At 47.6% G+C, this 19773-nt stretch carries 20 protein-coding genes and 1 other annotated feature; of the genes, 19 read left to right on the top strand and 1 reads right to left on the bottom strand.

Going from position 1 to position 19773, the window contains the following annotated elements; genetic code table 11:
• The first annotated feature begins 218 nt into the window (after window positions 1-218).
• The 9 genes from HP401_RS33185 (at window position 219) to pssA (ending at window position 10250) form a co-directional block, all read left to right on the top strand.
• Window positions 219-1340: an MGDG synthase family glycosyltransferase gene (locus HP401_RS33185; RefSeq protein WP_012683952.1), complete on the top strand. Its 1122-nt coding sequence runs from the start codon at window positions 219-221 to the stop codon at window positions 1338-1340.
• A gap of 29 nt (window positions 1341-1369) precedes the next feature.
• Window positions 1370-2056 carry an HAD hydrolase-like protein gene (locus HP401_RS33180; RefSeq protein WP_173606578.1) on the top strand — a complete coding sequence of 229 codons (687 nt, stop codon included), beginning with the start codon at window positions 1370-1372 and terminating at the stop codon, window positions 2054-2056.
• Window positions 2057-2244: 188 nt separating this feature from the next.
• The gene (locus HP401_RS33175) at window positions 2245-2709 is read left to right on the top strand and encodes a CtsR family transcriptional regulator (RefSeq protein WP_173606577.1); all 465 of its coding nucleotides are present in this window, start codon (window positions 2245-2247) and stop codon (window positions 2707-2709) included.
• 16 nt (window positions 2710-2725) lie between these two features.
• Complete coding sequence (mcsA, locus tag HP401_RS33170; RefSeq protein ID WP_012683955.1) at window positions 2726-3244, top strand: protein-arginine kinase activator protein McsA; 519 nt, start codon at window positions 2726-2728, stop codon at window positions 3242-3244.
• 19 nt (window positions 3245-3263) lie between these two features.
• Window positions 3264-4337 (top strand): protein-arginine kinase McsB, encoded by a 1074-nt coding sequence (gene mcsB, locus HP401_RS33165; RefSeq protein ID WP_016742865.1) that lies wholly within the window; start codon window positions 3264-3266, stop codon window positions 4335-4337.
• 60 nt (window positions 4338-4397) lie between these two features.
• On the top strand, window positions 4398-6848 hold the full coding sequence (locus tag HP401_RS33160; protein WP_016742864.1) for an ATP-dependent Clp protease ATP-binding subunit: 2451 nt from the start codon (window positions 4398-4400) through the stop codon (window positions 6846-6848).
• Between the two features lie 106 nt (window positions 6849-6954).
• Complete coding sequence (radA, locus tag HP401_RS33155; RefSeq protein WP_012683958.1) at window positions 6955-8322, top strand: DNA repair protein RadA; 1368 nt, start codon at window positions 6955-6957, stop codon at window positions 8320-8322.
• 8 nt (window positions 8323-8330) lie between these two features.
• The gene (disA, locus tag HP401_RS33150) at window positions 8331-9407 is read left to right on the top strand and encodes a DNA integrity scanning diadenylate cyclase DisA (protein WP_012683959.1); all 1077 of its coding nucleotides are present in this window, start codon (window positions 8331-8333) and stop codon (window positions 9405-9407) included.
• A 114-nt stretch (window positions 9408-9521) separates the two neighbouring features.
• Window positions 9522-10250 carry a CDP-diacylglycerol--serine O-phosphatidyltransferase gene (gene pssA / locus HP401_RS33145; RefSeq protein ID WP_016742861.1) on the top strand — a complete coding sequence of 243 codons (729 nt, stop codon included), beginning with the start codon at window positions 9522-9524 and terminating at the stop codon, window positions 10248-10250.
• Between the two features lie 95 nt (window positions 10251-10345).
• Here pssA and HP401_RS33140 read toward each other — a convergent pair whose 3' ends face one another.
• Entirely contained in the window at window positions 10346-10741 is a 396-nt protein-coding gene (locus HP401_RS33140) for a nucleoside triphosphate pyrophosphohydrolase family protein (protein WP_007716195.1), read from the bottom strand.
• Between the two features lie 286 nt (window positions 10742-11027).
• Here HP401_RS33140 and HP401_RS33135 point away from each other — a divergent pair, with 286 nt between their 5' ends.
• From HP401_RS33135 to sigH, 10 genes are all read left to right on the top strand, one after another.
• Window positions 11028-12116, top strand: coding sequence for a PIN/TRAM domain-containing protein (locus HP401_RS33135; RefSeq protein ID WP_012683961.1), 1089 nt, complete (start codon window positions 11028-11030; stop codon window positions 12114-12116).
• Window positions 12117-12143: 27 nt separating this feature from the next.
• Window positions 12144-12830, top strand: a complete 687-nt coding sequence (ispD, locus tag HP401_RS33130; RefSeq protein WP_234126151.1) for a 2-C-methyl-D-erythritol 4-phosphate cytidylyltransferase — start codon at window positions 12144-12146, stop codon at window positions 12828-12830.
• Window positions 12831-12833: 3 nt separating this feature from the next.
• Entirely contained in the window at window positions 12834-13307 is a 474-nt protein-coding gene (ispF, locus tag HP401_RS33125) for a 2-C-methyl-D-erythritol 2,4-cyclodiphosphate synthase (protein WP_048035642.1), read from the top strand.
• Window positions 13308-13394: 87 nt separating this feature from the next.
• Window positions 13395-14861 (top strand): glutamate--tRNA ligase, encoded by a 1467-nt coding sequence (gene gltX / locus HP401_RS33120; RefSeq protein ID WP_012683964.1) that lies wholly within the window; start codon window positions 13395-13397, stop codon window positions 14859-14861.
• A 27-nt stretch (window positions 14862-14888) separates the two neighbouring features.
• Window positions 14889-15148, top strand: a binding site (T-box leader).
• 90 nt (window positions 15149-15238) lie between these two features.
• Complete coding sequence (cysE, locus tag HP401_RS33115) at window positions 15239-15904, top strand: serine O-acetyltransferase (RefSeq protein WP_064202937.1); 666 nt, start codon at window positions 15239-15241, stop codon at window positions 15902-15904.
• Complete coding sequence (gene cysS / locus HP401_RS33110; protein ID WP_012683966.1) at window positions 15885-17291, top strand: cysteine--tRNA ligase; 1407 nt, start codon at window positions 15885-15887, stop codon at window positions 17289-17291. Before cysE ends, cysS begins: the two co-directional genes overlap by 20 nt.
• 17 nt (window positions 17292-17308) lie before the next feature.
• Entirely contained in the window at window positions 17309-17713 is a 405-nt protein-coding gene (locus tag HP401_RS33105) for a Mini-ribonuclease 3 (RefSeq protein WP_007716204.1), read from the top strand.
• 1 nt (window position 17714) lies between these two features.
• Complete coding sequence (gene rlmB, locus HP401_RS33100) at window positions 17715-18470, top strand: 23S rRNA (guanosine(2251)-2'-O)-methyltransferase RlmB (RefSeq protein ID WP_012683967.1); 756 nt, start codon at window positions 17715-17717, stop codon at window positions 18468-18470.
• 1 nt (window position 18471) lies between these two features.
• Entirely contained in the window at window positions 18472-18996 is a 525-nt protein-coding gene (locus tag HP401_RS33095) for an NYN domain-containing protein (protein ID WP_047074734.1), read from the top strand.
• Window positions 18997-19079: 83 nt separating this feature from the next.
• Window positions 19080-19730 (top strand): RNA polymerase sporulation sigma factor SigH, encoded by a 651-nt coding sequence (gene sigH, locus HP401_RS33090; RefSeq protein WP_005828894.1) that lies wholly within the window; start codon window positions 19080-19082, stop codon window positions 19728-19730.
• The last annotated feature ends 43 nt before the right edge of the window (window positions 19731-19773 follow it).

Here is a 19773-nt window from a genome sequence, read left to right as displayed (position 1 = left end):
CAGGGAATGAAACCAACCTCTTTACCCCAGAATGGGTAAGGAGGTTTTTTGTTTTAACGTATCTTGCAGCAAGAAGTCAAACTCGCGATTATTTTGTCGATAAGTTAGGCCGAATGACCGACAAGTTCCCTCTTGCAGACGGGTCTTGGGGTAGACTAACATGAGAAGGTACCTGATCCAGGCGTTGGAGTAGGCGAGGTTATGAAGGAGAATCGTTCATGAAAAAAATTCTAATCTTTTCCGCTTCCATCGGTAACGGACACAACCAGGCAGCGCGGGCCATGCAAGAAAGCTTAGCTGAGAGTGGTTGCACATCAATGATCATCGATACGTTGGAGTATATTAGCCCCACCTTTCACAAGATTTTGCTGGAAAGCTATATGAATCTGTTGAGGCTGTCACCCAAGATGTGGGGCAGAATTTATCATAATACAGAAAAAACCCGTTTCTTCGATATGAATGTGCTGATGAATAAGTTATTGGCAAACAAACTGAAAAAGCTGATCAACAGTGTACAGCCTGATGCCTTTATTGCTACGCATCCGTTTGCAAGCTGTATGCTCTCCGTACTGAAGGGAAGAAATGATTGGAAGGAACCAATCTATACGATCATTACGGACTATACCATCCATCCTTCATGGATTAATCACCATATCAATTATTACTTCATCGGTCATGAACAACTGTATTACCTGCTAGACGTTTATCGACAGGATCATCAAAAATTCATTCCGATGGGCATTCCTATCATGAAGAAATTCAGTTTGCCATTGGAACCCGAATTGATTCGGCAAAAGCTTGGTCTCGCTCCTGAACAAAAGAGCATTATTCTTTCGGGGGGCGGATTGGGTCTCGGCTCGATGGAAAAGGTATTAGATGGGCTAGAAGAGATTAACATTCCCCTGAAAACCTTTGTGTTAACAGGGACAAACGACAAGCTATACAATAAGGTGACAAATCGTACGTATCGGCATGAAGTCATTCCGCTAAAATTCATCAATAACTTCCACGAATACTTGGAAACGGCTGATTTAATTGTCACCAAATCAGGCGGACTTACATCAGCTGAAGTAATGAGTAAACGGGTACCCATGATTGTTTACAACCCTCTGCCTGGACAGGAAGAGAGGAATAGCCACTTTTTGCTCAATAATGGGTGTGCGGTACACGCGAATCTATCCGAGCAGTTGATTTACTTTATCGATGAACTATTGCATAGCCCGTCCAAGGTGGAATATATGCGTAGAATGGGACAAAAAATCTCGAAGCCAGATGCTGCACAACGAATTACTGAGTTTATCATGGATGATATGAATATGTTGCCAGGAAAAGTAGAATAGCTGCCTAGCCAGACAAAATGGAGGAACCCATGACTGTACCATTCGCGATATTATTTGATATGGATGGCACGTTACTGCAAACAGAAAAGCTGTCGACCCCCGCTTTTATTCGAACGTTTGACCAGCTTCGTCAAAAAGGGCTATGGCAAGGGGAAACCCCTGACGAACGTGAACTGATCAATGTACTGGGAATGACGATCGAGCAGATCTGGGACAAATTACTGCCGGGTGCGAGTGAAGAAGCCATTCGGTCAGCAGATGCTTTCTTGCTAGACAACGAAATCCAGTTACTCAAAGAACGAGTGACCGAGCTATATCCGGATGTAAAATCAACCTTAGAAAAGCTGCATGAAAAAGGATTTGCTTTATTTGTAGCAAGCAATGGGCAGGAAGAGTACATCGATGCCATTTGTCAGGCATACGAGTTAAAGCCGCTGATGACAGACCTGTACTCGGCTGGTCGTTTCCGCACGCATTCCAAAAATGACCTGGTTGCAAAATTGTTGTCTGATTACAAAATTGGGCAGGCCATCATGGTAGGAGATCGTCACTCCGACGTGGAAGCAGGCAAGACAAACGGTTTATTTACCATTGGATGCGACTTTGGTTTTGCGAAACCAGGCGAGCTTGATGGGGCAGATGTTATTATCACCAGCTTCTCTCAGCTACTGAATCATTTGCCAGCAATCGACACCAATAAGCAAGAACAAGCATAAACCATTCCTCAGGGAGTGGTTTTTTTGTTGATCATGTCCAAGTTTCAAGCGATCCTCTTTTGCCCACACTAGAATGTGTAAGGGACACTTGCGGGCACGCACTAAACCCATTATAATTAACGTCAAAGATAGTCAAAGTCAATAGGTAACCTCATAAGAACATACACAGAGGAATAGGAGGCGATGACTTGCGAAACATCTCGGACATCATTGAACATCACTTGAAAAGCATCCTTACTAACAGTCCCAATGGATCGATCGAGATTCAGCGTAGTGAGCTTGCCGACCATTTTCAATGTGTGCCGTCTCAGATCAATTACGTCATCAATACGCGCTTTACCGTTCAAAAAGGATACCTCGTAGAGAGTAAGCGCGGGGGCGGCGGGTATATTCGCATACGCAAGGTGCAGATTGTCAGCAAAGCACGCTTGCAGGAATTGCTAACAGAAGAACTGATTGGTGAGAGCATCAGTCAGAGTGTGGGAAATGCGATCGTAGAAAGACTACTGGAGGAAGAGTTAGTCAACATTAGAGAAGCCACCTTGATGAAAATCGCTACCTCGCGAAACGTTTTGACTCTGGAAGCTGAATTGCGGGATCGTTTGCGGGCAAATATTTTAAAGCAGATGATCGCAGCAATCTTGTTGAAGTAAAAGGAGGTATGATGTTATGAACTGTGAGGAATGCGGAAAACGACCGGCGACACTTCATTTGACGAAAATCGTCAATGGCGAAAAAACCGAATACCATATTTGCGAGCAATGTGCTCATGAAAAAGGGGATGTCTTTACCGGCTTTCACAACTTCAGCATCAACAATCTCCTGTCAGGACTTTTAAAATTTGATCCCATGCAAAAGAATGGACGCGAAACGGCAACGAATAAGCCGCTTCAATGCGAAACATGTGGACTCACATATGCTCAATTTAGTAAAAGCGGCCGATTTGGCTGTAGTGATTGCTACACCTTTTTGGGGGATCGACTGGACCCACTTTTCCGCCGGATTCATGGAAACACACAGCATAGTGGAAAAGTACCAGAGCGTACCGGTGGCAAACTGAAGATCCGTAAAGAGCTGGAGCAACTAAAGCAAGCGCTGCAAAGTCATGTCGCCAGTGAAGAGTTCGAGAAGGCAGCAGAAATGCGTGATCGAATTCGAGCATTGGAACAAAAAATGGCCCAATCGTAGCAAGGGAGGTTAGCTGGTTATGTCCCAAAAGCAGTTTATGCAAAACCCGTGGAGCAATTGGATGAAAGGAGAAGGTCCTGATTCCGACATTGTCATTAGTACACGGCTGCGTATCGCCCGTAACCTGCGCCAGCACCCCTTTCCGTTATTGGCAACGGACTCGCAGGCCGAGGAAGTCGTCAGAAAGGTAACGGAAGTAAGCGATTCGGAGGCAATGCGCAAACGTCATCAGCTTCAGGTCATCCATATGGATCAAATTAACCCGTTAGAAAAACGGGTGCTCGTAGAAAAGCATCTGATTAGCCCTCATCTGGCAGAGGAATCCCGTAAAGGTGCCGTATTGCTTCGGGAAGATGAGTCTGTCAGCATTATGGTTAATGAAGAAGACCACATTCGAATACAGGTACTATTACCCGGGTTTCGTTTGAACGAGGCATGGGAAATAGGTACGAAGATAGACGACATTTTTGAGAAAAGCTTGAACTACGCGTTCGACGAAACTCGAGGATATCTTACAAGCTGCCCAACCAATGTGGGTACGGGAATTCGTGCATCCGTGATGCTGCACCTGCCCGCTCTGGTGATGACGCAGCAGATCAGCAGAATTTTACAGGCGATTAATCAAGTTGGTCTGGTCGTTAGAGGAATTTACGGAGAGGGCAGCGAAGCTCTAGGGAATCTTTTTCAGTTATCCAATCAGGTCACACTGGGGATGTCTGAGTCGGATATCCTTTCCAATCTCTACGGTGTGGCCAGACAGATTATTGAGCAAGAGCGTGTGGCACGCACTTACTTGCTGGAGCATACCCGGGTTTCTTTGGAGGATCGGATTTTTCGGTCGTATGGTATCTTGATGTATGCCCGCACGGTAGAGTCCAAGGAAGCGGCTCAACGCCTGTCAGATGTACGTCTGGGGATCGATCTAGGCATCATTCCTAATGTATCTCCACTGGTCCTAAACGAACTGTTAGTCACAACACAGCCAGGATTTTTACAACACCACGCTGGACAAAAGCTCACTCCGGACCAACGCGACGAAAGAAGGGCAAGGCTGATCCGCGAACGTCTGCGCGTAGTGGAACCACAAGAGTAATGGTATCACGCAATTGTTAACCATATAGAGAAAAAACACGGTTATACGGAGGTGTACGATATGATGTTTGGACGTTTTACAGAACGCGCACAAAAAGTACTGGCGCTTGCCCTGGAAGAGGCGGTTCGTCTCGGACACAAAGATATTGGGACAGAGCATGTGCTGCTGGGACTCATTCGAGAAGGCGAAGGGATTGCGGCGAAGGCACTGCAATCACTTGGGCTTGGCCTCGATAAAATCCAGAGCGAAGTGGAGTCGTTAATCGGGCGAGGAACAGAGCAGTCCGGTAGTAATTACACACCAAACTATACACCTCGCGCCAAAAAGGTCATTGAACTGTCGATGGACGAAGCCCGCAAGCTGGGTCATACCTATGTGGGGACTGAACATATTCTGCTTGGCTTGATCCGTGAAGGAGAAGGCATTGCTGCGAGAATCATGAACAATTTGGGCGTTAGCCTGAACAAGGCACGTCAACAGGTGCTCCAGCTGCTCGGCAGCTCGGAAATGATGGCATCTCATCAACCGTCTGGAGGGAATCCAGCGGCGAATACGCCGACGTTGGACGGCTTGGCAAGGGATCTGACTGCAATCGCTCGTGACGGCGGTCTGGACCCGGTCATCGGTCGCCAAAAAGAAATCGAGCGTGTGATCCAAGTACTTAGCAGACGCACCAAGAACAACCCTGTTTTAATTGGGGAGCCTGGTGTCGGGAAAACAGCTATCGCAGAAGGTCTTGCCCAAAAAATCGTGAACAACGAAATTCCGGAGACCCTTCGTGATAAGCGCGTCATGACACTGGATATGGGAACCGTTGTTGCGGGAACTAAGTATCGCGGTGAGTTCGAAGATCGTCTGAAAAAAATCATGGACGAAATTCGCCAAGCAGGAAACATCATCCTGTTTATTGATGAGCTGCACACCCTGATTGGTGCTGGTGGAGCAGAAGGGGCAATTGACGCCTCTAACATTCTGAAGCCTGCCCTGGCACGTGGTGAGCTACAGTGCGTAGGTGCTACGACGCTGGATGAATATCGCAAGTACATCGAAAAAGACGCGGCACTGGAGCGTCGTTTCCAACCGATTCAGGTTGATGAACCGACAGCGGAGGATGCCATTCGTATCCTGCATGGCCTTCGTGATCGTTATGAAGCCCACCACCGTGTCAAAATTACCGATGAAGCAATCGAGCAGGCAGTAAAGCTGTCTGACCGCTATATTACGGAACGCTTCCTGCCTGACAAGGCCATCGACTTGGTCGACGAGGCGGCATCCAAAGTCCGCTTGCAATCCTTTACCGTTCCGCCAAACCTCAAAGAGCTGGAGGGACGTCTGGAAGAGGTGCGCAAGGAAAAAGACGCTGCTGTACAATCACAAGAGTTCGAGGAAGCAGCAGCACTTCGCGATCAGGAGCAAAAACTGCGTGAAGAACTGGATAAAACGAAAAAAGACTGGAAAGAACGTCAAGGCCAGCTGAACATGGAGGTTACACCAGAAGACATCGCACAAGTAGTGGCGAGCTGGACGGGTATTCCTGTGTTAAAGCTGAAGGAAGAAGAAACAGAGCGCTTGCTGAAGATGGAAGAGATTTTGCACGATCGCGTCATTGGTCAAGATGAAGCAGTCAAATCCATTTCGCGTGCGATCCGCCGTGCCCGTGCTGGTTTGAAAGACCCAAAACGCCCAATCGGCTCGTTTATCTTCCTGGGGCCTACCGGTGTGGGTAAAACTGAATTGGCTCGTGCCGTGGCAGAGACGCTTTTCGGTGACGAGGATGCCATGATCCGCGTGGATATGTCCGAGTACATGGAGAAGCATTCCACCGCTCGTCTGGTAGGTGCCCCTCCTGGCTACGTAGGCTTTGACGAAGGCGGTCAGCTGACTGAAAAAGTGCGCCGTAAGCCTTACTCCGTCATTTTGCTGGACGAAATCGAGAAGGCTCACCCAGACGTATTCAACATCCTGCTACAAGTTCTGGATGATGGTCGTCTGACAGACTCCAAGGGACGTACCGTCGACTTCCGCAATACGGTTGTCATCATGACTTCCAACGTCGGTGCCAGCATGATCAAGAAAAATACAACGCTCGGCTTTACGACCAACGATTCGGAAAGAAAGTATCAGGATATGAAGGACAAAGTCATGGATGAGCTGAAGAAGAGCTTCCGTCCTGAGTTCTTGAACCGTATCGATGAAGTCATCGTGTTCCACTCCTTGGAGCAGGAGCACATCGAGCAAATCGTATCTCTCATGACAGAAGAGCTGCGTAAACGTTTGAAAGAGCAGGACATTGATTTCCAATTGACCGAAGAAGCCAAGAAGGTATTGGCAAAAGAAGGCTTTGATCCGGCCTATGGTGCACGTCCTCTGCGTCGAGCTATCCAGCGCCACATCGAGGATAATTTGTCCGAGGAATTGCTCAAGGGTACGATCAGTAAAGGCGATACCGTCAATATCGAAGCGGAAGAAGGCAAGCTGGTAGTCAAGCGCCTTGAAAAAACGAAATCATAAGCTGGGTTGAAACGTAATAGAATGCCTCCTGATTCGGGAGGTATTCTTTTTTTGGGTGCGTTATTATGATAAAAGTAGAGAAAGAAATCCAAGTGAGGGTGCGATTATGTCAAAGTATAAAACGAAATACGCGTGTCAAGAATGTGGCTATGAATCGCCAAAATGGATGGGGAAATGCCCGGGATGCAGCAGTTGGAACACCCTGGTAGAGGAAGTGACGGTAAAAACTGCACATCGTCACGAAGGGATGAGTGGCGGCCAGCGTCAATCTGCTATTCCACTGACCCAGGTAGCCAGTGAAGAAGACCCACGCATGGATACGACGATCGGAGAATTGAATCGTGTTCTTGGTGGAGGACTTGTTCCGGGTTCACTCATTTTGGTTGGGGGAGACCCTGGAATCGGGAAATCTACATTGCTTTTGCAGACTTCTTTTGCCTTGGCTCATCAAGGGGCGAAGGTTCTCTATGTATCTGGAGAGGAGTCGGCAAAACAAATCAAAATTCGCGCGGATCGACTCCATTTGCAAACGCCGCCGATGTTTGTATTGGCAGAAAATGATTTGGATTTGATCGAACAGCATATTAATCAAGTAGACCCGGATGTTCTGATTATTGACTCGATCCAGACCGTGTTTCACCCGACGATCCAATCAGCTGCGGGGAGTGTCGCACAAGTGCGGGAGGCAACAGCCCAATTGATGCGGATTGCAAAAGGGAAAGGGATTGGTACCTTCATCGTCGGTCACGTAACCAAGGAAGGCTCCATCGCCGGTCCGCGTATGCTTGAGCACATGGTGGATGCTGTTCTCTATTTTGAAGGGGAGCGTCACAATACGTTTCGAATTTTGCGCGCCGTCAAAAACCGTTTTGGTTCGACAAACGAAATCGGTATTTTCGAGATGAAGGATCGCGGTCTGGAGGAAGTGGCGAATCCATCCGAGATATTTTTGGCAGAGCGTCCATTTGGTGTTGCGGGTTCCACAGTCGTAGCCAGTATGGAGGGCACACGTCCTGTTTTGGTTGAGCTGCAAGCTCTCGTTGCCCCGACCAGCTTTGTAACCCCACGGAGAACGGCAACAGGGGTCGATCATCAGCGTGTGGCGATGATCATGGCGGTGTTGGAAAAGCGCATGGGCATGATGCTACAAAATCAGGATGCTTATGTAAACGTAGCAGGTGGGGTCAGATTGGATGAGCCAGCGGTTGATTTGGCGATTGCCGTAAGCATTGCAAGCAGTTTCCGTGACCACGCTACCAATCCGCATGATGTCGTTATCGGAGAAATTGGCTTGACTGGTGAGGTGCGCGGTGTCTCTCGTATTGAGCAACGAGTACGAGAAGCCCATAAATTAGGCTTTAAGCGTGTCATCATACCGGAGAAAAACATCCGCGGGCTGGATGCGCCAGCAGATATTCAAGTAATTGGTGTGAGCAATATCGCCGATGCGTTGAACGAGGTGATAAGGAGGTAGGAGTGGGCATGCAGGGGAACATCAAAAGAACTCCGCAAATCGGTGATGTGCTTCGTCTCGTGGCACCCGGCACACAGCTTCGTGAAGGGTTGGAAAATGTTTTACGGGCCAAAACAGGGGGCTTGATCGTTATTGGGTGCGGTCCGGAGATGAAGTCGATTGTCGATGGCGGTTTTTCCATCAATTGTGATTTTTCTCCTGCCCATTTGTATGAATTAGCGAAGATGGATGGGGCGATTATAGTAAGTGAAGACGCAAAACGCATCCTGTACGCGAATACGCAAATCTTCCCACCCTCCTCAATCCCCACGAGCGAGACGGGCACACGGCATCGTACAGCACAACGTACGGCCATTCAAACGAATCATCTGGTCATTGCTATCTCCCAGCGTCGCAATGTGATCACGCTGTATCAGGGGAGTTTCCGGTATGTCTTAAGCGAAATCAGCGTCATTCTGGCCAAGGCGAATCAAGCTGTATCTACCCTTGAGAAATACAAGGCCGTCCTTGATCAAACTTTGACGAATCTCGGTGCGTTAGAATTTGAGGAGCTCGTTACTTTGCATGAAGTTGCCTCGGTTTTGCAACGGATTGAGATGGTGTTACGTATTAAGACTGAGGTCTCCAAGTACATATGTGAGCTAGGGGTAGAAGGAAGGCTCGTCAGTATGCAGTTGGAGGAACTGGTTTCAAACATTGAGGAAGAGGCCCATATGCTTATTCGGGATTATTCCCGAGATCCATCCTATTCACCTGATCTTGTACTGCGGGACATGAAAAAATTGAACTCAGAGGAAATGCTGGAGCTCACTTCTTTTTTACGAACGCTGGGGTATTCCTCTAATGCCAGTATGCTCGATGAATCCGTTTCCCCTAGAGGTTATCGGATCCTGTACAAGATCAGGCGTCTGCCCGTTACAATCATCTCGAATCTGGTAGAGCATTTTCATCATCTGCCACGAATCATGATGGCAACGATTCAGGAATTAGACGAAGTGGAAGGCATTGGTGAGGTTCGAGCGAGAGCGATTAAAGAGGGACTGAAACGGATTCAAGAACAAGTGTTCATTGACAGGCACATTTAAAGTAGAATAGGATAAAGGCATTATTTGTATTCAGCATTTGCCTAAGGGACTTGGATGAAAACAAGGTCAACAGGGTAACCTGCTCCTTACGCAAAAGAAATCAGGAGGTAGTCTATGTTCGTGAAATCGTTACCGAACATACTAACCGTAAGCAACTTGTTTCTGGGAGTTTTAGCAATTATTCTTGCGTTTCGAGGCGATCAATACGTCGAATATGCAGCGATCACAGTGATCATTGGTATGCTGGCAGACGGGCTGGATGGACGTGTAGCTCGTATGTTGAACGCCCAAAGTGAGTTCGGGAAGGAATTGGATTCCCTTTCTGACGTTATTACTTTTGGGATTGCGCCGGCGTTCATTATGTATGTTGTCGTCTTGCAACACTTTGATTTGCTTGGGATTCTCATTACAGCCATTTTTCCGATCTGTGGTGCGCTGCGTTTGGCGCGTTTTAACGTACAGGCCGGGGTTCCGGGGTATTTCATCGGTTTGCCGATTACGGCAGCGGGGGGCGTACTGGCTACGCTCGCACTCTATCACCAAGTATTCACTCCGGTATTGCTTGCCGTAAGTATGTTGCTGCTTGCCTTTTTGATGGTATCAAAGGTCAAGTATCCTAACTTTAAAAAAGTGGGGATTCCAAAGTCTGCTTACTGGATCACACCCATTATCATCGCGATTGTGGTTATTGTAGCGATTAAGTATCCGCAGCAGTTTCCAAAAATTGTCTTCTTGCCACTTGCTTTTTATGCACTGTACGGAATAAAAAAAAACGTTGACTTTCTCGTCAAAAAATTACGGAAGCGTAAAAACAAAGAGGAAGAATCCGTTCCGTTTGAATAGTTTCGGCATAAAAAAACCCACACTTCAATGTGCGGGTTTTTCTTTTTTGTATGCAACTTTTTTTAGGGTTCATTCGTAATACGAGTAGCGGACTTTTAAGACAGATTGAAGACACCCAAAGTATTCAATCGGTTGGATTCCTTCTGAAGGACATCTTCTAGCTTAATGTCAGTAATATTGCACAAGGCAGTGAGGTAAAAGAGGTTCTTGCCAAGCTCAGCAGTAACTACATCGCGACAATGCTCGCACAGCGGTCCGTTAAAGTGGGTGTCCAAATGGGACTTGTTGTCCTCCAGGTTCTTGTTTGAATCGTATGTCTGTTTTTTGGCAACCACTTCGACACAGCCGCATTCGGTGATGGCTTTTGTCAGTGAACGGTTAATGCGGGATGCCGTTTCCTGAACTTTGGACATGACGTCCAGTACGCTACGATGTCTAATCAAAAGCTCGGATACTTGCGTTTGAAAGTCGTCTATGTTTCGATTGTCCATCTGGTTCACCTCTGCTTTAGGCTGTTGGTATCGTCATAATTTTCTCTCATTACGATACTGACATTATAAGAAGGGAGTCAGCTCCCTGTCAATTTAACATCGAAGGAAACGAGTGTTCCCGGGTTGACGAGAAAATGACAACTGTGTTAAAATTTTTGGCTATTTGACATGGCAAAATCTTTTTTGCTATAGTGAGGGAAAGTAAGATGAAGCATTATAATGATTTGGAAAAAAATAGGTTTTTACTCTTAAGCTTCTGTCTATATTAGTAAAAGGAGGTGAAGGCATGTTACGCCGAGTAGGAAAATTCATTTTTGTTTTGATTGGTGCCGGATTGGGGTATCGATTTGGTGACGAATTGTTCTCGTTGCTCGACCCACTGTTAAACTTTGGTGTAGTAGCCGGATCGCAATATATTGGGGCTGTACTAGGTGCCATCTTGTTTTTCTTTTTAGCGAATTGGGTTGTGGATTATGTTCTGCGCATCGTTCGATGGGGTGAAGAGACACTCGTCAAAATGCCGGTTGTCGATGTGATGTTCGGAGCGATGGGGTTGATTAGTGGTCTTATTGTTGCATTCTTATTATTCCTGCCCATCAGTAAAATTCCGATTCCATTTGTGGGAGATCTTTTGCCGTTAATTGTTTCCGGGTTGCTCGGTTATTTGGGCTTCCAGGTAGGGTTTCGCAAGCGGGACGAGATTATGTCGGTATTTTCAATTGGACGTAAGGATAAGAAAAAGGATAGCGCAACAACTACCGTTAACCTGGAAAATAAAATCCTCGATACCAGTGTCATCATTGACGGACGCATCGCAGATATTTGCCGTACCGGCTTTCTGGAAGGGGTTCTGGTTATTCCGGGATTTGTGCTAGAGGAGTTGCAGCATATCGCCGATTCCTCCGATGTACTGAAGAGAAACCGCGGTCGTCGGGGTCTGGATATCTTGAACAAGATTCAAAAAGAAATGAAGGTAAAGGTTCAGATTTGGGAAGGCGATTTTGAAGAAGTATCCGAGGTGGACAGCAAGCTGATCAAGCTCGCAAAGCTCATTAACGGAAAGGTCGTAACAAACGACTTCAACCTGAACAAGGTATGTGAGCTGCAAGGTGTTGCGGTATTGAACATCAATGATTTAGCGAATGCAGTCAAGCCTGTAGTTTTACCTGGAGAAGAGATGAACGTCCAAGTCATCAAGGATGGGAAAGAGCACGGTCAGGGTGTCGCTTACCTGGACGATGGCACGATGATTGTTGTAGAGGGCGGACGAGAATACATCGGAAACGACGTCGATGTTCTCGTAACGAGTGTGCTACAAACTTCAGCAGGACGAATGATCTTCGCCAAACCAAAGTTGCTGGAACGAGCGTTATAGAAAAGACAACAGGAGAGGGATGAATCAGTGAGTACGGGTGTCGTGATCGTTGCAGCCGGTTCGGGAAAACGAATGGGTGGGCAACGGAACAAGTTGTGGTTACCGCTTGCGGGCGAGCCGATCCTGGCTCATACGGTACGTCTATTTGCTACTCATCCCGACATTGATGAAGTCGTGCTGGTGGTGAGTGAAGCAGACCACGCAGAAGTAATGACCTTGATCTCGGCTGAAAAGCTGACGGTTGTGGTTACTATGGGTGGAGCAGAGCGACAGGACAGTGTGAGAAATGGCTTGGCTTCCCTATCCGCAAATTGCGATTACGTACTGGTTCACGATGCTGCCCGTCCTTTCGTCACTCGCAAACAGATCAGTGACATGATCAAACAGGTACAACAAGATCAGGCAACGATCATGGCAGTACCTGTCAAAGATACGATTAAAGTGGTGGGGGTAAATGGACTTGTAGAGTCAACCCCGGCACGGGAAAGCTTGTGGGCGGTTCAAACCCCACAAGCTTTTCGTATGTCTTTACTGCGAGAGGCACATCAGGCAGCAGGGGAAGCAGGGAAGCTGGGCACAGATGATGCGATGCTGGTTGAGTGGCTGGGTCATCCGGTATCGATTATGCAGGGAAGCTATGAGAACATTAAGATTACGACGCCAGACGATCTGTGGTTTGGTGAAGAGATATTGCGGAAACGAAAGGGAGAGTAGCTCATGCGTATTGGACAAGGTTTTGACGTGCATCAATTAGTAGAGGGGCGTCCATGCATTATTGGAGGCGTCACCATCCCGTATGAAAAAGGCTTGCTAGGGCATTCTGACGCGGATGTTCTCCTCCATGCGATTAGTGACGCGATTCTTGGAGCGATTGGTGAGGGGGATATTGGCCGTCATTTTCCAGATACAGACCCGGCTTTTAAGGATGCCGATAGCGTAAAGCTGCTGGAGCATGTATGGAAGTTGGTTCGGGAGCGTGGCTACCGATTAGGTAACGTAGATGCAACGATCATTGCTCAAGCGCCGAAAATGGCACCGTACATTCCGCAAATGTGTGAAGTCATTGCACGCGTGCTGGAGGCAGACGATCTCTCGCAAGTGAATGTGAAGGCGACGACATCCGAGAAACTCGGTTTTACAGGCAGAGGGGAAGGAATCGCTGCGCAGGCGGTATGCTTGCTTGTCAAGTAGAGGGGCAAGGTGTAACATAAAGCCTTAGATACGTTTTTACTTAGGTCAAGGTTATAGCCTTTTACATTCATAAGGATGGTGCTACCAATGGCGAAAGAAATTCGCACTCGTTATGCGCCGAGTCCTACGGGGCATTTACACATCGGCGGTGCGCGAACAGCGCTCTTTAATTATCTTTTTGCGAAACATCACGGTGGTTCGTTCATCGTTCGGATTGAAGATACGGACCAAACGCGCAATAAGGAAAATGCGGACGAAGAGCAAATGAAAAACCTGAAATGGCTCGGCGTAACATGGGAAGAAGGTACAGACGTTGGGGGACCATATGGACCGTACCGTCAAACAGAGCGCCTGGACATTTATCGGAAATATATCGATCAACTGCTAGCAGAAGGCAAAGCATACTACTGCTACGCGACAAAAGAAGAGCTGGATGCAGAACGTGAAGAACAGCTCGCGCGTGGAGAAACACCACGCATTCTGGAAAAGCACCGCCATGTAACGGACGAGCAGCGTGCTCAGTACGAAGCAGAAGGTCGAGTGCCATCCATTCACTTCCTCGTTCAGGATGATCGCGAATATGTCGTGAACGACCTGATTCGCGGCCAGGTAACATTCAACTCCAACGAGATGGGCGATTTCGTTATTTGCCGACCGGATGGGATTCCTACATACAACTTCGCTGTTGTAGTGGACGACTATTTGATGAAAATTAGCCACGTTATTCGTGGAGAAGAGCATCTGTCCAACACGCCTCGTCAATTGATGATTTACGAAGCGTTTGGATGGGAAGCGCCTGACTTTGCTCACTTGGCACTGATCCTCAACCAAGATGGCAAAAAGATGTCCAAGCGCGATGAGAGCATTCTTCAGTTCATTGAACAGTACCGTGACCTGGGCTTCTTGCCAGAGGCAATCGTGAACTTCCTTGTTCTCTTGGGATGGTCTCCAGGTGGCGAAGAAGAGATTTTCTTAATGGAAGATCTGATCAAGCTGTTCTCAATGGATCGCGTGAACAAGTCTCCAGCTGTGTTTGATGCAACGAAGATGAACTGGATGAACAACTTTTATTTGAAGCGTCAACCGCTGGATATGATTACAGACATGTGTATCCCGCATCTGCAAAAAGCTGGCTTCATCGAAGAGACTTTGTCTGCTGAGAAGCGCGAATGGGTTCGCAGTATCGTAGGCCTGTACCAAGAGCAAATGTCCTACTGTGCGCAAATCGTTCCGTTGGCAGCCCTTTTCTTCCTCGACGAAGTGGTGTACGATGAAGAAGCAACTCTGGTGCTGAAAGAACCGCAATTGCCGGAAGTACTTGCTTCCTTTGTGAAACACCTTTCTGCCCAGGATGCATATAATGTGGATGTTATTAAAGCGGTACTCAAGGACGTGCAAAAGGAAACGGGTCACAAAGGCAAGGCGTTGTTTATGCCGGTTCGCGTAGGAGCAACTGGCCAGGCGCATGGTCGTGATTTGGCAGAGACGTTGTATCTGCTTGGACGCGACAAGGTGATTGCACGTGCACAACAAGTAATTGCAAACGGTCAGTAAGTATTGGCTGGCTATCTTTTATAAATAAGGAATGCGACGATCAGGAGAAGTACAACAGTCTGCACATCTACAGAGAGGATGGATAGGTGAGAGCCATCTGATGTGTCCTGTATGGAAATGCCCCTGTGAGCAATGAGCTGAACCTATCTTTTTGAAAAGATATCAGTAGGCGTCATCGGCCTCCCGCCGTTATCGGGATATGAGCGAGATCGTTCGAGGTTGTTTGTTATGTCTTTGCAGCCAAGAGGATCTAAGCAGAGTGGAACCACGGTAAACCCGTCTCTGTCCCTTCGTAATGGAGGGGATAGGGACGTTTTTTTATTTTAGAGGAAGTTGAACACTCGGCAGGTAAATCAGGCAGGAGGTGCCACCCAAAAATGTTAGCACAGATGAGAGATGACATTCATGCTGTTTTTGAACGAGACCCGGCTGCGCGCAGTACGCTGGAAGTCGTCATGACCTATTCCGGATTGCACGCGATATGGGGGCACCGGATTGCCCACAGGCTCTGGAAAGCTGAGCTGTGTACACTCGCCCGAATTGTCTCTCAACTATCCCGCTTTTTCACGGGAATTGAGATTCACCCGGGCGCGACAATTGGCCGCGGCCTGTTTATTGACCATGGCATGGGTGTTGTGATCGGAGAGACGTGCGAAATCGGAGACAATGTAACGATTTATCAAGGGGTTACACTCGGGGGAACAGGTAAGGAAAAAGGAAAGCGTCACCCTACGATCGGCAATGATGTCATTATTGCTACGGGAGCAAAGGTGTTGGGCTCCTTCAAAATTGGCGATAATTCAAAGATAGGGGCTGGTGCCGTTGTTTTGCAGGAGGTACCGCCGAACTCGACCGTAGTAGGAATCAAGGGGCGTATCGTCATCCAGGATGGCAAGCGGGTCAAAAATGACCTGGACCATGTAAACATGCCAGACCCGGTAGCGGATACGATTCGCATGATGCAAAAGGAAATTGATCAATTACGCAAAGAATTGGAGCTTTTGAGGGAGGATAAAAAGAACGATGGGCATTCAGCTAACTAACACGATGACGCGGCGAAAGGAACCGTTTCACACATTGGAGCCAGGAAAGGTAAAAATGTACGTGTGCGGCCCGACCGTGTACAATTACATTCACATTGGAAATGCGCGCCCTGCCATTGTATTTGATACACTGCGTCGTTACTTGAAATATCGTGGCTACGAAGTGACATTCGTGCAAAATATTACGGACGTAGATGACAAACTGATTCGTGTGGCGAATCAGGAAGGTGTCACAGTCAAAGAAGTGGCGGATCGATACACAGATGCGTACAATGCTGATCTGAAATCACTGAACGTATCGCCACCGGATATTCAACCGCGAGTGATGCAGACCATTCCGGAGATCATTGAATTCGTTCAAGGGCTGATTGAAAAAGGCTTTGCCTACGAGAGTGAAGGTGACGTCTATTTCCGCACGGGGCGTTTTCAGGAATACGGAAAGCTTTCGCATCAACCATTGGATGATTTGCAGGCAGGTGCTCGTGTAGAAATCAACGAGAAAAAGGAACATCCCCTGGACTTTGTGCTTTGGAAAGCGGCCAAGACTGGAGAAGTTACTTGGGATAGTCCGTGGGGCGAAGGAAGACCGGGATGGCATATTGAGTGCTCGGCAATGGCCCTGAAGTTTTTAGGAGAGGAAATCGATATTCATGCAGGCGGAACAGACCTTGTGTTCCCTCACCACGAGAACGAAATTGCCCAATCGGAGTGCTTTACGGGTAAAGTTTTTGCTCGCTACTGGCTACACAACGGCATGCTCAATATCGATAACGAAAAAATGTCCAAATCGCTCGGGAATTTCTTGCTTGCACGCGATCTTTCGGAGAAATTCGGCGGTCAATTAATTCGCTTCTTTATGCTTCAGGGACACTATCGCAATCCGATCAATTTTAGCGAAGAGTTGATCGAACAAGCGGCCAATGGTTTGGATCGAATCACGACGGCGTATACGAATCTTTCCCATCGTCTGGATACCGCGCGAGCTGAAGAGCCGAATGATCAGGCACAGGAGCAGGCACGAATCATTGGAGAGCTTCGCGAGCGCTTCATTGCCGAGATGGATGATGATATCAATACAGCGAATGCTATTACCGTTATTTTTGATGTGGTGAAGGAAGCCAACCTTTACTTGCGTCATCAAAATGTAGGCGAAACCGAAGTTCGTGCATACATGGATTTATTGGTGGAGTTGACGGAGGTTCTTGGTCTTGACATTGCAGAAGAGCAGGAGCTGTTGGATAGTGAGATTGATGCGTTGATCGAAGAGCGCACAGAAGCTCGCAAAGCAAGAAATTTTGCGCGTTCTGACGAAATCCGCGATCTGCTTGCTGCAAAAGGAATCGTGCTTGAGGACACGCCACAAGGTGTTCGCTGGCGTCGAAAATAAGGGGCCGAAGAAAATAGATGCAAAAAGAAGAACTGACCCGAGATCCTAATCTGACAAATCCACTCGTGCTTGCCTTCCTCGGGGATGCTACCTATTCGCATTGTGTCAGGTATCATTTGATCGCCAAGGGGCTGGTTAAACCAAACCAGCTCCACAAGGCGGCCAACCGCTATGTTTCAGCGAAAGCACAGGCCAATGTGTTGTTGACGTTAATGCCCACATTGCCGGAGGAAGAATTGAATGTAGTGAAGCGGGGGCGGAATGCCAAATCCGGCTCCAGTGCCAAAAACGCCGATATTATCGACTACCGTCATGCAACGGCTTTTGAAGCATTGATCGGGTACCTGTACTTGAGTGGAAAAGAAGAGCGGATCGCTGAAATTGTGCAGCAGGCTTTTGCCATAGTGGAAGGAGAATCATGAAATGAGTGAAGAATGGATTCTGGGGAAAAACCCCGTCATCGAGGCTTTGCGATCAGGCCGTACGATCAATAAGATTTGGGTTGCAGAGGGAACGAATAAAAATCTGATGGGACCTGTCTTTGCCTTGGCAAAAGAACAGGGTGTCATTGTGACGACAGCGAACCGCAAAAAGCTGGATCAGCTCGTTTCGACGGACAACCACCAGGGTGTAGTGGCTTCTGTTGCTGCTTACGATTACGTAGAAGTAGACGATATTTTGAAGCGGGCAGAGGAGAAAAACGAGGCGCCGTTTATTTTGCTGCTGGACGAGCTGGAGGATCCGCATAACCTCGGTTCTATTATGCGGACAGCCGATGCAGTCGGGGCTCATGGTGTCATCATTCCAAAACGACGTTCAGTCAGTCTTACAGCAACAGTGGCAAAAGCTTCGGCAGGGGCGATCAACTACGTACCAGTAGCGCGAGTGACGAACTTGGTTCGTACCATGGAAGAGCTCAAAGAACGCGGTGTTTGGATCGCGGGAACAGACGCGAGTGCCAAGCAAGATTTCCGCCAGGGTGATTATACGATGCCGCTTGCAATTGTCATTGGCAGCGAAGGAAAAGGCATGAGTCGTCTCGTCCGGGAAAACTGTGATTTTCTGTACAGCCTTCCGATGGCGGGCAATGTTACCTCTCTCAATGCTTCTGTAGCAGCTGCCTTGCTGATGTATGAAGTCTATCGCTCCAGGAGTCCAATTCCGACGCGGGTGAAATAACATGGCGAAACGAAAAGCCAAGCAGCTGTTGATCGTAGATGGATACAATATCATCGGCGCCTGGCCCGATCTGCGCCTGTTGAAGGATCAAGAGCGGATGGACGAGGCGCGTGATCAATTAATCGCAAAAATGGCTGAGTACCAGAGCTACACTGGTGTGAAGGTCATCATTGTCTTTGATGCGTACAACGTACCTGGTATTGGCCGTCAAATGGAAGACTTCCAGGTTGAAGTTTATTTCACGAAAAAAAAGGAGACGGCAGACGAGAAAATTGAGCAATTAGTCTCCCAATTTCACAATAAAAATCGACAAATTTATGTGGCAACTTCTGACTATACCTCTCAACGTGTCATATTTGGGCAGGGTGCTTTGCGCAAATCAGCGCGGGAGTTGTTGCTCGATATGGAAAATGCGGGCAAGGAAATCAAGAAACAAGTCGAAAAAACGCAAGAAGAACGTTTCTCCACGCGGATTACGCTGAATGATGAAATAGCGAAAATATTCGAAAAATGGAGAAGGGAATAACTTGGATTCGGTTGACGCTTTTTTACGGCATCATGTATAATAACGCTATCTATTGGAGAAACCGGTTGGCGGAGGGATCATTTGTGAGTGTTGACCTCAAGGAGTTAAAACATGCCCAATATGAACTAATGACCGACGAAGAAGTAGTCGACCTGGTTCGCGATAATGACGCCGAAGCTTTGGAGTATTTGATCAACAAATACAAGAACTTCGTTCGTGCCAAAGCGAGATCCTATTTTCTTATTGGGGCTGACCGCGAAGACATCGTGCAGGAAGGGATGATCGGACTGTACAAGTCTATTCGCGACTTCCGAGGAGACAAGCTCACGTCGTTCAAGGCATTTGCCGAGCTGTGTATTACCCGTCAGATCATTACCGCGATCAAGACAGCGACACGCCAAAAGCACATCCCGCTCAATTCTTACGTCTCACTGGACAAGCCTATCTACGATGAAGATTCTGACCGCACACTCCTCGATGTGATCTCGGGAACAAAAGTGACCGATCCAGAGGAATTGTTTATCAATCGGGAAGAGTTCGATGATATCGAGGGCAAAATGAGTGAAATTTTGAGTGACTTGGAGCGTCAGGTTCTCATGCTCTATTTGGATGGGCGATCCTATCAGCAGATTGCCGTCGAGCTGAAGCGTCACGTCAAGTCTATTGATAATGCATTGCAGCGAGTAAAGCGCAAGCTAGAGCGCTATTTGGAAGGAAGAGAGATTCATCTGTAGAGAATCTCTCTTTTTATTTTGGAAGCAAAAGGACTATCTCTTG

This window comes from Brevibacillus sp. HB2.2, assembly GCF_013284275.1.
Classification (GTDB): Bacteria; Bacillota; Bacilli; order Brevibacillales; family Brevibacillaceae; genus Brevibacillus; species Brevibacillus brevis_D.
Note: the sequence above shows the minus strand (reverse complement) of the source record. Positions and strands in the feature narration are given on the sequence as shown.

What these genes read in the sequence shown, in the direction of transcription:
- HP401_RS33185 (WP_012683952.1), top strand. Translation starts at nt 219, where the DNA reads ATGAAAAAAATTCTAATCTTTTCCGCTTCCATCGGTAACGGACACAAC.
- HP401_RS33180 (WP_173606578.1), top strand. Translation starts at nt 1,370, where the DNA reads ATGACTGTACCATTCGCGATATTATTTGATATGGATGGCACGTTACTG.
- mcsA (WP_012683955.1), top strand. Translation starts at nt 2,726, where the DNA reads ATGAACTGTGAGGAATGCGGAAAACGACCGGCGACACTTCATTTGACG.
- mcsB (WP_016742865.1), top strand. Translation starts at nt 3,264, where the DNA reads ATGTCCCAAAAGCAGTTTATGCAAAACCCGTGGAGCAATTGGATGAAA.
- HP401_RS33160 (WP_016742864.1), top strand. Translation starts at nt 4,398, where the DNA reads ATGATGTTTGGACGTTTTACAGAACGCGCACAAAAAGTACTGGCGCTT.
- radA (WP_012683958.1), top strand. Translation starts at nt 6,955, where the DNA reads ATGTCAAAGTATAAAACGAAATACGCGTGTCAAGAATGTGGCTATGAA.
- disA (WP_012683959.1), top strand. Translation starts at nt 8,331, where the DNA reads ATGCAGGGGAACATCAAAAGAACTCCGCAAATCGGTGATGTGCTTCGT.
- pssA (WP_016742861.1), top strand. Translation starts at nt 9,522, where the DNA reads ATGTTCGTGAAATCGTTACCGAACATACTAACCGTAAGCAACTTGTTT.
- HP401_RS33140 (WP_007716195.1), bottom strand. Translation starts at nt 10,741, where the DNA reads ATGGACAATCGAAACATAGACGACTTTCAAACGCAAGTATCCGAGCTT.
- HP401_RS33135 (WP_012683961.1), top strand. Translation starts at nt 11,028, where the DNA reads ATGTTACGCCGAGTAGGAAAATTCATTTTTGTTTTGATTGGTGCCGGA.
- ispF (WP_048035642.1), top strand. Translation starts at nt 12,834, where the DNA reads ATGCGTATTGGACAAGGTTTTGACGTGCATCAATTAGTAGAGGGGCGT.
- gltX (WP_012683964.1), top strand. Translation starts at nt 13,395, where the DNA reads ATGGCGAAAGAAATTCGCACTCGTTATGCGCCGAGTCCTACGGGGCAT.
- cysE (WP_064202937.1), top strand. Translation starts at nt 15,239, where the DNA reads ATGTTAGCACAGATGAGAGATGACATTCATGCTGTTTTTGAACGAGAC.
- cysS (WP_012683966.1), top strand. Translation starts at nt 15,885, where the DNA reads ATGGGCATTCAGCTAACTAACACGATGACGCGGCGAAAGGAACCGTTT.
- HP401_RS33105 (WP_007716204.1), top strand. Translation starts at nt 17,309, where the DNA reads ATGCAAAAAGAAGAACTGACCCGAGATCCTAATCTGACAAATCCACTC.
- rlmB (WP_012683967.1), top strand. Translation starts at nt 17,715, where the DNA reads ATGAGTGAAGAATGGATTCTGGGGAAAAACCCCGTCATCGAGGCTTTG.
- HP401_RS33095 (WP_047074734.1), top strand. Translation starts at nt 18,472, where the DNA reads ATGGCGAAACGAAAAGCCAAGCAGCTGTTGATCGTAGATGGATACAAT.